Origin of the sequence: Shewanella sp. ISTPL2, assembly GCF_013283205.1 — a bacterium.
In the GTDB taxonomy this organism is placed as follows: Bacteria; Pseudomonadota; Gammaproteobacteria; order Enterobacterales; family Shewanellaceae; genus Shewanella; species Shewanella oncorhynchi.
This window is the reverse complement of record NZ_JAAPAV010000001.1, coordinates 1,749,543-1,762,991: the sequence shown is the minus strand read 5'-3', so window position 1 is coordinate 1,762,991 and position 13,449 is coordinate 1,749,543. Positions and strand designations below refer to the sequence as shown.

Annotated in this window: 11 protein-coding genes; 9 read left to right on the top strand and 2 right to left on the bottom strand. The window is 45.1% G+C overall.

What is annotated here, in order from left to right; all coding sequences use genetic code 11:
• Nucleotides 1-26 precede the first annotated feature (26 nt).
• A complete protein-coding gene (gene rsuA, locus HUB64_RS07915) occupies nt 27-779 on the bottom strand; it encodes a 16S rRNA pseudouridine(516) synthase RsuA (protein ID WP_173248550.1) in 753 nt (250 codons plus the stop codon).
• Between the two features lie 77 nt (nt 780-856).
• On the opposite strand from rsuA, the gene HUB64_RS07910 reads away from it, so the two are divergent.
• From HUB64_RS07910 to HUB64_RS07890, 5 genes are all read left to right on the top strand, one after another.
• Nucleotides 857-1,411 carry a sugar O-acetyltransferase gene (locus HUB64_RS07910; RefSeq protein WP_173242885.1) on the top strand — a complete coding sequence of 185 codons (555 nt, stop codon included), beginning with the start codon at nt 857-859 and terminating at the stop codon, nt 1,409-1,411.
• 261 nt (nt 1,412-1,672) lie between these two features.
• Nucleotides 1,673-3,757: a M13 family metallopeptidase gene (locus HUB64_RS07905; RefSeq protein ID WP_168824750.1), complete on the top strand. Its 2,085-nt coding sequence runs from the start codon at nt 1,673-1,675 to the stop codon at nt 3,755-3,757.
• A 205-nt stretch (nt 3,758-3,962) separates the two neighbouring features.
• On the top strand, nt 3,963-4,748 hold the full coding sequence (locus HUB64_RS07900; RefSeq protein ID WP_173242882.1) for a RelA/SpoT domain-containing protein: 786 nt from the start codon (nt 3,963-3,965) through the stop codon (nt 4,746-4,748).
• A 173-nt stretch (nt 4,749-4,921) separates the two neighbouring features.
• Nucleotides 4,922-5,329: an SMI1/KNR4 family protein gene (locus HUB64_RS07895; RefSeq protein WP_113939053.1), complete on the top strand. Its 408-nt coding sequence runs from the start codon at nt 4,922-4,924 to the stop codon at nt 5,327-5,329.
• 30 nt (nt 5,330-5,359) lie between these two features.
• A complete protein-coding gene (locus HUB64_RS07890; protein ID WP_173242879.1) occupies nt 5,360-5,860 on the top strand; it encodes a DUF4447 family protein in 501 nt (166 codons plus the stop codon).
• Between the two features lie 127 nt (nt 5,861-5,987).
• Here the strand turns inward: HUB64_RS07890 and HUB64_RS07885 are convergent, their stop codons facing one another.
• A complete protein-coding gene (locus tag HUB64_RS07885) occupies nt 5,988-8,573 on the bottom strand; it encodes a TonB-dependent receptor (RefSeq protein WP_113939055.1) in 2,586 nt (861 codons plus the stop codon).
• A gap of 242 nt (nt 8,574-8,815) precedes the next feature.
• Here HUB64_RS07885 and HUB64_RS07880 point away from each other — a divergent pair, with 242 nt between their 5' ends.
• The 4 genes from HUB64_RS07880 (at nt 8,816) to HUB64_RS07865 (ending at nt 13,344) form a co-directional block, all read left to right on the top strand.
• The gene (locus tag HUB64_RS07880) at nt 8,816-9,355 is read left to right on the top strand and encodes a PH domain-containing protein (RefSeq protein WP_113939056.1); all 540 of its coding nucleotides are present in this window, start codon (nt 8,816-8,818) and stop codon (nt 9,353-9,355) included.
• Between the two features lie 151 nt (nt 9,356-9,506).
• Nucleotides 9,507-10,781, top strand: coding sequence for an Nramp family divalent metal transporter (locus tag HUB64_RS07875; RefSeq protein WP_173242876.1), 1,275 nt, complete (start codon nt 9,507-9,509; stop codon nt 10,779-10,781).
• 140 nt (nt 10,782-10,921) lie between these two features.
• Nucleotides 10,922-11,386 (top strand): DUF1456 family protein, encoded by a 465-nt coding sequence (locus HUB64_RS07870; protein WP_168824742.1) that lies wholly within the window; start codon nt 10,922-10,924, stop codon nt 11,384-11,386.
• A 269-nt stretch (nt 11,387-11,655) separates the two neighbouring features.
• Nucleotides 11,656-13,344, top strand: coding sequence for an NAD-dependent malic enzyme (locus HUB64_RS07865; protein ID WP_105250164.1), 1,689 nt, complete (start codon nt 11,656-11,658; stop codon nt 13,342-13,344).
• The last annotated feature ends 105 nt before the right edge of the window (nt 13,345-13,449 follow it).

The following is a 13,449-nucleotide window of genomic DNA, read 5'->3' as shown; positions in this document are numbered from 1 at the left end:
GGGCGGCATTTTTTATATCAAACTCATCAGACTGAAGCTATCTCTTCAGCCGTCAAATATCGCCATTCACCCAGTGCTAAGGTGGGGTCTAATTCAATTTGCCCTACACTTTCACGATGCAACCCTTGCACATGATTGCCCACAGCGGCAAACATACGCTTCACTTGATGATACTTACCTTCGGTGATGGTTAATCGCACTAATTGTGGATCAATAATCTCCAGTAACGCTGGCTTAGTTAGACCATCTTCACCGCGCAATTCAACGCCAGCGGCAAATACCGCAATCAAACTAGCATCCACAGGCTCAGCGAGTTGCACTAAATAGCGTTTGCCACATTCTTTCTTCGGTGAGGTGATCTTATGCGACCATTGACCATCACTGGTAATCAACACTAGCCCTGTAGTATCGGCATCTAAACGACCAGCAATGTGCAGAGTTTCTGGCTTAGGTACATCCACTAAGCTCAATACCGAAGGGTAGGTTTCATCTATCGTCGAGCAAATAGTGTCTACCGGTTTGTTAAGCATTAAATAACGCTCGCCCACTAAGACAATCGGCTCGCCTTCAAGGCAAACACACATACCTTCAGTCACTTTAAAACCCGAGTCTTTAACGACTAAGCCATCACAAGTAATATCACCGCGATGCAGGGCTTTTTTCGCTAATGAGCGAGTCAATGAGGTACTCTCACAGATAAATTTGTCTAAACGCACGTTAATACTCAACTTCAATAAAGAAAACTGCCGTATTATGAAGCCGACCCGTTCAAAGGGCAAAGAATTGCTGCTCAACACGAGCTGTGTTTCTATTTAGCCCTTACGCATTGACAGTAATCACCATAGGGAAAGATGCTATGACTGAATTCCAAAAGATGATCACAGGCCAAGAATATGATTGTCTTGACAGCGAACTCTTAAGTTTAAGAGCACAACAGCAGCGACTGAATCGACAATTAAATCAAACGATTGCTCAAAATAGCACTGAGTACGCCCAACTCTGCCAACAACTTATACCCCTTAAATCGCCAGTCGCAACTATCTCCACGCCGATTTTTATCAGTTATGGCATTAATCTTACTCTTGCTGACAGAGTGTTCATCAATGTCAATGTCACCTTGCAGGATAATGCCCCCATTTTTATTGATGAACAGACTATGATTGGCCCCAATGTACAGTTCTATACCTCAAGTCACCCACTTGATGCCGAGCTACGTTGCTCAGGTTTGGAAACCGCTAAAGCGATTCACATCGGTAAACGGGTATGGATTGGCGGCGGCGCAATCATAATGCCAGGAATCAATATTGGTGATGATGCCGTCATCGGTGCTGGCGCCGTAGTAACTAAAAATGTCGCAGCCAAAACAGTGGTTGCAGGTAACCCTGCAAAACTAATTAGGCAACTGAATTAACCCTATTTTAAAATGAGAAAGCGAAGTGCTCGCTTACCTGAAAAGGCCTGCATACGGTAACTTTGCAGCTACTGACTTAAATATGCTCACTGGTAACCTTTAGTTACATATCACTCAAGATAAATCCACGATAAACACTGTAATGACCTTGTTTCGATTCCTAGTAAGGCATTAACATAGTTCATTGCGCCTGAAGCAATCCCATTTTGCCAAAATAACAGCCCCAATAATGGGCACAATAATAAACTCGAAGGAAACAACATGAGAAAAGTACTCATTGGGGGACTGTGTGCCTCACTTATCGCAGGCCTGACTGCCTGTAATGACAAAGCTGCCGAAGTTAAAGCACCTGAAACTGCTAAAACAGCCACCGCAGCGGCAGTGACTCAAGCACTAGGTTCTGGAATTGAATTTGCTAATTTTGATAAAGCGATTCGTCCACAAGACGATTTCTATAAATACGTTAACGGCACTTGGCTAAAAAACACTGAGATCCCATCCGATCGCACTAGCATTGGCGCTTTCTACGATTTACGTGAAAAATCACGTGACGACGTAAAAGCCATTATCGAAGAAGTGGCTGCAACGCCCAATCTCGCCGCTGGTACAGACGAGCAAAAAGTGGCCGATTTATATCGTTCATTTATGGATACAGAGACACTCAATAAGCTGGGAGTCACACCAATCCAAGGCGAATTTGATGCTATTAATGCCTTAAAAGATAAGAATGAATTAGTGAAGTACTTCGCCCACAGCCAAATCGCTGGCGCGGGTACCCCAATAGCATTTTATATCGATATCGATGCGAAAAACTCTAGCCGTTACGCAACGCATCTCTATCAATATGGCCTAAGCCTGCCAGAGAAAGACTACTACTTTAACGAATCAGAACGCTTCGTTAATATCCGTAAGGCATATGTCGCCCATATCGAAAAAATGTTTACCCTTGCGGGTCTTGCTAACCCTAAAGCCAGTGCTGAAGCTATTTTAGCCTTAGAAACGGCCATTGCTGCCAAGCACTGGGATGTGGTTGAAAACCGCGACAGCACTAAGACCTACAATCTATATCAAGTCAAAGATCTGCCAACACTGGCACCGGATATCGATTGGGCAGGCTACTTAGCCGCTCTTGGCGCTGACAAGCAAACCGATATCATAGTTAACCAACCTAGCTATATCCAAGGATTAAACGAAGTTTTAAAAACGACTGAGTTAGCCACTTGGAAAACCTATATGCAATGGCAAGTGCTGACGCACGCGGCGAGCAATCTAAGTGAAGCGTTAGACAATGAAAACTTCGCTTTCTTCTCTAAAACCTTAAATGGTCAAGAAGAACAAGAACCTCGTTGGAAGCGTGGCGTTGCAGCCGTCAATGGCGTTCTTGGTGAAGTTGTGGGTAAAGTGTATGTCAAACGTCACTTCACTCCAGAAGCCAAAGACCGTATGCAAGCACTGGTTGAAAACCTGCGTGGTGCTTACGGCGACAGCATCAAAGAATTAACTTGGATGAGCGACAGCACTAAAGTGGCTGCGGCGGATAAATTAGCAAAATTCAACCCGAAAATCGGTTACCCGAACAAATGGGAAGATTACAGTAAGCTGACCATCAAGGCAGACGACTTAGTCGGTAACGCTATGCGTGCCAGCGAAGTTGAACATGCTAAATCACTAGCCAAACTGGGCGCGCCAATCGATAAAGACGAATGGCACATGACGCCACAAACGGTTAACGCTTACTACAACCCAACCATGAATGAAATCGTGTTCCCTGCTGCCATTCTGCAACCACCCTTCTTCAATTTGGCGGCTGACGATGCAGTCAACTACGGTGGTATTGGTGCGGTGATCGGCCATGAAATGGGCCACGGTTTTGACGACCAAGGCGCTAAATTCGATGGCGAAGGCAACATGCGTGATTGGTGGACAGAGCAAGACTTGAAAGAGTTCTCTGCTCGCGGCAAAGCGCTAATCGCACAGTACGATGGTTACGCAGTGTTTGATGATCTGCATGTCAACGGCAGCTTAACCTTAGGCGAGAACATTGGTGACTTGTCAGGTGTGACTATCGCTTATCGTGCTTATAAGAAATCGCTTAACGGTAAAGATGCACCCGTTATCGATGGCTTAACGGGCGATCAACGTTTCTTCATAGGCTTCACGCAAATTTGGCGCGCAAAAGCTAAAGAAGAAGCCATGCGTAACCGCGTAGCGACCGATCCACACTCACCTGCGGAATTCCGCGCTCTGGGTGCCCTATCTAACATGCCTGAGTTCTACACTACATATGATGTAAAACCTGGCGATGCCATGTATATCGCACCAGAGAAACGCGTAAAAATTTGGTAAGCCAAATTTAAATCACTGTTCAGCGGCATAAGCTGGCCAACAATGGCGCTCACTGTTAAAGGTGGCGCCATTTTTATTTCCTTAAACCACTGAGCCCCATGCGCAAGATGAACAAGTCTTCATGGTTGGTTCAGCTTTAATTAAGCAATAGAAGCCTATGGTGGGTGCGTGACCTGAATAACTCACCCATAAGGAAGTAGGCCGCATGACTAAGTTATTTCGTACTTTTTTTATTTTTCTACTCTTATTATCGAGCCGCGCTGGTGTAACAAATCCTCTCGACATCAGTGACAGTAAAGCAGAACGTGGTAATTACAGTGCAAGACAGGCATCAAGCCATGACCTACATGGTCTATATGCACTCAGCAGTCAGACCTTCGATGCGCCTCATCAACCCTCGAATGACTTATCCGTGCTCCATCACCAAGCCTATGATGCACAAGCTGAACTCGCCCAATTACTCACCAATATTGCCCATTATTCACAGGCACAAGTGATTGTTCCGCCAGTAAAGAGTTACCAAAGAGCTGCCGATAAAGTGGCGACAAAATTTAACGGTGATGCCAGCCAAATTACCGACCTTGCAAGGGCAAGTATTGTGACCGACAGCATTCAAGATCTGATGCATGCCTACCAAACTTTGAATGAGCACACCCAAGTTGTGAAACAAAAAAACCGCTTTGCTGAACCTAAAGCCTCTGGCTATCGCGATCTCAATCTACTGGTACGCTTACCCCAATCAGGCATGATTGCTGAAGTGCAGTTACACCTACAGGATATCGCTGATATCAAAAATGGTCCTGAACACAAGGTATATGAAAAAGTACAAAGGATTGAGGCCAATGCTCGTAAACAACAACGTTCACTAAGTGAGTTTGAACTCGCGCAGATTGCCCAATTACGTCAAGAATCACATAAGTTGTACCACAAGGCATGGCTTAACTATAAACGGGTTGATGAAGCCAGTTTATTAAGAGCCTCGGTCGCTTAACTAAAAAGCTTCCACTCTTGCGCTGGTTATCTGTAAAGGTGCCAGCGCCTTTTTTTATATTTTACAGTGCCTGAAAAAACATATTAAAAATAAGCTGAAAAATGCACTCTCTCGCATCGAACGTCTTTTTAAGTATATAATCCCGCGCCATAGCCCTATCAGCAGGAAATGCCATGCACGACATTATTGAGCAACTCCAAGAACGCAGCGAAACTGTTCCTGTACCACTCGAATTACCCACATTTGAGCAGCTCGTCGAAGTCGAAGAGCAAATCCTGATTTCATTGCCAAGGGAGCTAAAAGAATACCTGTTGTATGCCAGTGATGTGATTTACGGCACGATAGAGCCAGTAACAGCATCGGATCCCTACTCGCACACCTACCTGCCCGAAGTGACTTGCTATGCGTGGTCCATCGGTATGCCAAGGGACATGATTGCCATATGTCAGCAAGGTGATGCTTTTTACTGTATCGACCAAGATGGTCAAGTACATTTCTGGAAAAACGGCGACTTTACCGATATCTATTGGGAGTCGTTTTGGGAATGGGTTGAAGAAATCTGGTTAAAGATCAAATACTAATTTTACTTTTATTGCATTGAGAACACGATTATGTCTAAGAACATTGGCTTGAATGCCATCGAAATGAGCTACTTACGCCAGTCACTCAGCTTAAGCACGGCTCAAGTTGGTGCTCTGACTAACCATAGCGAAGCCGATGTACTCGCCTGGGAAAGCGGTGAACAACTGGCACCTGAGCTGGCACAAAAGAAACTGCTTGATATTGATGACATCATTGAGATGCAAGTGCTCAACACCTGCGATGGTATCGAAGAACTATTTAAGAAAGAACCTAAGCGTCACTTAGCCTTCGTGGTCTACCCCACTCAAGCGGTTTACACACAATACAACCCCGAATTCTTAAGTTCACTGCCTTTTACTGAGCTGTACAACACGGCCGCTTGGCGCATCAAGAAAGAGTGCAAACTGGTCCTAGAAGTCGACGTCAGCCTAGTGGCCCTCGACGTGGAGGCCTACAAAGCCTTCCGTGAACCGACCAAAATGAGTGAAAGCCGCGAAAGTCGCGCAAAGTGGGCAGCGACGCAGTTATAAACTCAACCGTCACAAGTTTAACCCTATAAAAATAAAGGCCAATATCATTATTGGCCTTTTTTATTAGAGATCACACCACCCATCATAAATGACGCACCATTCCGAATGAAATGACGCTAAGCGGTAGTTAGAAGTTCATCGTGAATTTAGTGTAAATGTAGCGGCCCATAGGATTATGTACTGAAATAACATAGCCGTAGAGATCCGTATCCCCGTCACCGATAGCAAATGGTGGCTCTTCATCAAATACGTTGTTCACGCCTAGTGTCAGCTTGAACATTTCATTGAAGCGATAAGTACCAGACATGTCGACCAATAATTGAGAGTCGATCATACGAGACTTATTACTTTCAAAATCAAGTACACCATCGAAATTGATATCTGGGGTATCTTCAAATTCACCGATGTAACTCAAATTAATATTGGCGGCAAAATTATCCATAGTCCAGTTAGTGGTGAGTAACCAGCGATGTTGAGGGAACTTATACTCACCCGTGTAATCCAGACCATCTTTCTCAAAATTATGTAAGTAGCTGTACTCTAAGCCAAACTTCAAATCCCCATAGCTATCTAGCTCAAAACCATAATGACTAGAGACATCCATCCCTTGTACATCTTGAGAGCTTAAGTTGATAAAGCTTGAATGGATAATACTGATCGGACCTAAAGTTTGACCTAGCTGTGGCGCTAAGCGCTCGCACACTGTGCTATTTTGATCGTTACAATTTGCAGTATAGATATCGCCTAATGGCTGTTTATCAATTTTGTTGTCTTGCGTGATGCTAAAGATATCAAAACCCACATCAAACGTCTGACTCGGCGCCCAGATCATACCGACGTTCCAAGTTTCGGATTCTTCAGCATCCAGCTCAGAGTTACCTTCAAATTCAGTGTTGTAATCTAAGGCTTCACAATCAACATTATCGGCGGCGCAACGGTAAGTATCGACAAAGAAACTACTTTCGCGAGATGGACCAAGACCTATCTGCGCTAACGAGGGTGCACGGAAGCCCGTAGACCAAGACGCGCGCGCCGTTAGCTCGTCAGTCACTCCCCATTGAAAGGCGACTTTAGGGTTAGTCGTTGAACCAAAATCGCTGTAATGATCATATCGACCAGCGAGTTGCAACTCGAAGTTATCCGTGACTGGAATAGATAATTCCATATAAGCGGCATATTGCTCACGGGATGCCGCCGCAGAGACAGCTTCAGTACCAAAAATCAATCCACGTTGGAATTGCTCATCGGGCACATCACTGACATCTTCTTCGCGATATTCAGCTCCCGCCGCCATCATGATGTCGCGACCAGCCAAGGTAAATGCTTGACCAGATATGTTAGCCGCATAAGATGTCATGTTTGACAAACCTTGGCGTACTAAACTGGTGGTAATAGCGTCAATGACCTCTTGTGAGTTCATCGTGCCGCCGAAAGGATTGTAACGACCCGCATCAATTTCACGTTGCAAATAATCTGTTCTTACCCAGCCTTGGCTGCGATCACCCGTTTGAGTCGACTCACTGCGACCTTTTTGAACAGAAGCTTCCCAATCCCACTCTTTTACTACACCGCGTAAACCAGCAACTAAACGTAAACTATCGGATTCAATATCCCAACGTCGCGCCCCCGCATCAACCGTACGGAAGCGACCAATTTCAATATCTTTCCCCCAAGGATTATTCGGGTGAGATCCAGGTACAGTTAAACCAGCATCCTCGTCAAGTGGTGTCGGTGCTCCACCTGCGATTGAGGTATTGTGCTGCGCCGCTAACTCTAAAAATGCTGTTAAATCATCATTAAAATGATAGTCAAATTGGCCAATAGCCCCTACGCGCTCCGCAGCCGGCGCAACAAAATTGTATGAGCCGTACTCAAATAAACAACTTCCACTCGCGGTTGCACTATCAGCAGGACAAGCAGGATCGATAGTTTTAACACCATCAACATAGAAATACCCAGGAAAACCACGGGAAGAACGAAAATCTTCACCACCATAAGGTGATTGATTTGAAACACCAAAACGTCCTAAATCAGTCGCAGCTAAAGTATCATTTTTGAAATAGTCGAGGATAACGGAAGCACTGCCCTTATCGGACTTCATCCCCCACACCATATTCGCTGTCGTTTCATCGTAGCCAGTGCCTGAAGCATCACCGTAGCCAAGATTGACCTCAATGCCTTCAATATCTTTTTTCAGAACAATGTTAACCACACCCGCGATCGCATCAGAACCATAAATAGCCGATGCACCGTCCTTCAGTATGTCGATACGTTCAATAGCTGATACCGGAATATTATTGATATCAACAAAGGAATTAGTGATACCTTCGGCAAAAGCACTCGCCGCAACACGACGACCGTTAATTAACACTAAGGTCGCGTCTGGGCCTAAACCACGTAGACTGATAGATGCGCCGCCGTTGGCGGTTGAATCTTGGCTGTTTCCTCGGGTAGAAAACGCGCCAGCACCATTGGCAGGCATGCGTTCAAGTAATTGCTGCAGGTTATCAAATCCCATATTGGCAATATCGTCTTTACTGATCGATTGAATAGGGGAAGGGCCTTCAATATCGGTACGTTTAATACGGGAACCCGTTACTTCAATACGTTCAACTTTTTCTGCACCTTTATCGGCAGCATGGGCCACTGTTGGCGCATATGCCATAGCAATTGCGATTGCACAAGCACTGGGTAGAATCTGAGGTCTGTTCATACATTTCCCTTGTTTTATTTATCTCATTAAAATTATTTTAACAATAAGAAAACCCTAAATTAACAACACACAAGGTAATGAGTTACAAACCAAAGTCAATGGCAGAGAAATAAAAGTTAAGCTTTTGTTACATTTGAGGCAGTGTATTTTCCTCATACGAGAATCAAAGAAGGTCTAAGCACTAAAAATTCAACCTACAAGACAAGTCGCAGTATTTGAATATCAGAATTAAAGGAAGAAATATGGAAGACAAGATTATTTATCAAGCAGAGTTTGAAACCCATTTAGGTTGGTATTGGTTGCTTTCAGGGGCCGCCTATTTCAGCCTAAGCATAATAGGTATTCCCTTGTTATTACTTTGGTTTCCAATAGGGCTGTGGGGGACTCGCCGCTATATTAACAACATGAGTGCCGAGCTCACCAGCAATAAACTTATTGTCAGGAGGGGCATATTAACTCGTACTGAAAACACTGTGCCTTTGGACAAAATTACCGATATGGCATTGATCCAAGGCCCAATTATGCGCCTATTTGGTCTGCATAAACTCACGGTAGAAACCGCAGGGCAATCGGGCGCAGGCGCATTGATAAGCTTAGTCGGCATAGTCGATGCGCCTCGATTTAGAGCCCGCGTATTAGAACAAAAAGAACGGCTTACCCAGCCCTTGCACCCAATAAGCCCATCGGCACAGCCAGATAATACGCTGTTACAAATCGTAGTCGAAATGGCTGCAAGCTTAAAACGCATTGAAACTTTACTCAGTCAAAAATTAAACAGATAAATTGAATAAAACGACTTTTAGTTCAATCACTTTACCTTTAATGTTGAGCCACTCACTTAGCGTTAGCGCGGCTTTAACATGAGCGCAGCCTTAACATGAGGGAGTGTTCGATTCCCCAGATTAATTTTCAACAGGCATTTTTAATAACGACATGACAGAATCTTCAGTAACTTCTCCTTCATCCTCTTGGATGACACACCTAACTCTCGGCATTAAAGCCATGGGCCCAGGTGTTCTTATGGCCGCCGCGGCGATTGGCGCATCCCATTTAGTCGCCTCGACTCGGGCGGGCGCCGAATTTGGTTGGCAACTAGCTTGGGTTATTCTTGGGGTGAATTTACTTAAGTATCCCTTCTTTGCAGCTGGCGCACGCTACACAGCTGCCACAGGGGAGAGTCTACTGCACGGCTACCAAAAACAGGGCCGAGGTTACTTACTGCTGTTTACTGGGCTCAATGTGATCGCCGCCATTGCCAGTACTGCAGGGGTATGCATGTTAACCGCCGCTATGTTGACCCAATTTATTCCGCTGCCCATCGATTGGTTAGCCCTGCTGGTATTGCTAAGTTCATTGGCTTTACTGATTTTAGGCCATTATCAACTCCTTGATAGACTCACTAAGATCATCATGTTCGCCCTAACCTTAACCACCTTAATTGCCGTGGCCTTAGCTTGGGATCACGCTCAACCATTAGCGAGCAATTTTGCCTCTCCTTCACCTTGGCAATGGGCCCATGTGGGATTTCTGGTCGCCATGATGGGTTGGATGCCAGCCCCGATTGAAGTCAGCGCTTGGAATTCTCTCTGGTTGCTCGAAAAACAAAAAAGCCAGACAGTGACGAAAGCGCAGGCGCTGCTCGACTTTAACTTAGGCTATATCATCACTGCGATCCTCGCGATCGTGTTTTTGTCCTTGGGCGCTTTAGTGATGCATGGCAGTGGCGAACACTTTTCAGATTCCGGCGCGCAGTTTGCTAATCAATTGATTAATCTTTACAGCCAAGTGATGGGCGGCGAGAGTCGTTATCTTATTGGTATTGTGGCATTTCTGTGTATTTTCAGCACAACAGTTACAGTGATTGATGGCTATAGCCGTACCTTAGATATGGGCTGGCAGTTACTCACCTCAAAGACCAGTTCAGACAAACGCCTCACAGGGATCATGCTCGCCATCAGTGCCTTTGGCTTATTACTGATCCTCTTCTTTAAAGGTGCACTCTTACCGTTACTCGAGTTTGTGATGATCTTGGCCTTCATGACCACAGTCATTTTTGCTTGGTTAAATTACCGCTTAATGACCAGCAAACAGCTCCCCGAGACAGACAGATATGGCGCTAAGATGAAACTCCTCTCTTGGTTTGGCCTGATTTATCTACTGATTTTCGCAGCACTGTTTATCTATTGGTACAACATCATTAAAGGTTAATTGCCAGAATGTTTATGCCGGAGCAATAAATGGCCTTAACTAACTGCCATTAAATTCCCGCTGAATTCTGCAATTAAGGTGGTTTGGGTATATAATGCGGGCTCTTAAACCAGATAGCGCAGCCGCGCCAAGAGATGACCATGATTAATAATGATATTTTGCGCCGTTTGCGCTTCGTGTTTGATTTTAGCAATGCAAAAATGATTAAAATTTTTGCTAAAGCTGGAAGAGAAGTGCCTGTCGAAGAGATGATTGATCTTCTACGTAAAGAAGAGGAAGAAGGTTATAAAGCTTGTAACGACACGACCTTATGTCAGTTTTTAGATGGTCTTATCATAGAGAAGCGCGGTCTACGTGAAGGTGCAGAAATTCCAGCGCCCGTTTCACGTTTAAACAACAACCTCATCTTTAAAAAGCTGAGAGTTGCCCTCGAAATGCGTGAAGAAGACATAGTAGCAGCTTTGGCTTTAGCCGAAGTGCAAATGTCAAAATCAGAGCTAAGCGCCCTGTTCCGCAATCCAGACCACAAGAATTTTAAAGAGTGTGGCGATCAAATACTGCGTAACTTTATCCGCGGCTTATCACTTAAGTATCGCGGCGTATAACGCTAAACTTATGACATAAAACGCAGCTTAGGCTGCGTTTTTTTATATCCGTTTTTATCTACACCTGAGCTTGTTTGGATATAAACAAGACCTTAACAATTCCATCTCAACAACCTCAGAAATCCTGTTTAAAACAGCTGACTTTTTTACTGCTGCAAAAAAAACCACAAATACCTCGTTCCACGGACAACAAAGATCACATTTCATGATAACCTTACGTGACTTACAGCACGTATTGACCACTTAAACAATAACTCAAAAGGTTACCCATGGACGATAATAAACGCCCCCTCTATCTTCCGTTTGCAGGACCTGCCATTCTTGAAGCCCCACTGATTAACAAGGGCAGTGCATTTTCTGAAGAAGAGCGTATTTTCTTTAACCTCGAAGGCTTAGTCCCCTATGCCATTGAAACGATTGAGGAGCAGGCTTCTCGCGCCTACGATCAATTTAGAAGTTTCAATAACGACTTAGACAAGCATATTTACCTACGTAATATCCAAGACACAAACGAGACCTTATTTTATCGTTTAGTGCAAAATAACATCAGCGAGATGATGCCCATCATCTATACGCCGACGGTAGGTTTAGCTTGTGAACGTTTCTCGAAAAACTATCGCCGCAACCGTGGTTTGTTTATCTCCTATCCGAACAAAGATAGGATCGATGACATCCTCAATAACTCGACTCGTCAAAAAGTTAAAATTATCGTAGTCACTGATGGTGAACGTATTTTAGGCCTTGGCGATCAAGGTATTGGCGGCATGGGGATCCCTATCGGTAAGCTGTCACTCTACACTAGCTGTGGCGGTATCAGTCCGGCTTATACCCTGCCTATTACCTTAGATGTAGGCACAGATAATCCGCAGCTGTTAGAAGATCCTATGTATATGGGTTGGCGCCATCCACGCATCGGTGGCGAAGAATATGCCGAGTTTATCGAAGCCTTTATGCAAGCCGTCCACGTGCGTTGGCCGGATACTTTGATCCAGTTCGAAGACTTTGCCCAAAAGAATGCCATGCCGATCCTAGAGCGTTATAAGGATCGCTATTGCTGCTTTAACGATGATATTCAAGGCACTGCTGCGGTTGCTGTTGGTTGCTTGCTCGCCGCGTGTAAGGCTGCAGGCACTGAATTGAATCAACAACGTATCGCCTTCCTCGGTGCTGGTAGTGCCGGTTGCGGTATTGCCGAAGCTATCGTGGCACAAATGGTGTCTGAAGGGATCAGCGACGAGCAAGCTCGCACTCAAGTGTGTATGGTTGACCGTTGGGGCTTATTGCTGGACAACATGCCTAACCTGTTGCCATTCCAGCAAAAATTGGCGCAGAAATGCACCAACATCCAAAATTGGAGCAATTTCAGCGACAATATTTCACTGCTCGATGTGGTTAACAACGCCAAGCCGACAGTGCTGATTGGGGTATCTGGCGTTCCGGGTCTCTTCACCGAAGAAATCATCCGTGCTATGCACAGCCATTGTGCTCGGCCGATTATTTTCCCTATGTCGAACCCCACCAGCCGCGTAGAAGCGACACCGAAGGACATTTTGCATTGGACCTCAGGTCAAGCACTCGTCGCTACGGGCAGCCCATTCGAGCCTGTGGTTGTCGATGGTGAAACCTATGAAATTGCCCAGTGCAACAACAGCTTTATCTTCCCAGGTATTGGCTTAGGCGTATTAGCTTCTGGCGCACGTCACGTATCCGATGCCATGCTGATGGCTTCAAGTCGCGCACTTGCCGAATGTTCGCCACTGGCAATCGATGGTACAGGTCCACTACTGCCTAAACTGGAAGATATCCATGCGGTGAGTAAGCATATTGCTTTCGCCGTAGGTAAAGTCGCAGTTGAACAAGGGTTAACGCTGCCAATGAGCGATGAGATCTTACAGCAGTCGATTGAAGGCAATTTCTGGAGTCCAGAATATCGCCGTTACAAACGCACTTCGTTCTAAGCATAGCGTTGCCGCGACTTAAGTTGCAGTAAAACAGCTTAGTTGAGCGTTTGTGCTAGCCAGCAAAAAGCCCGTTACTTTGCAGTAACGGGCTTTTTCATTTCA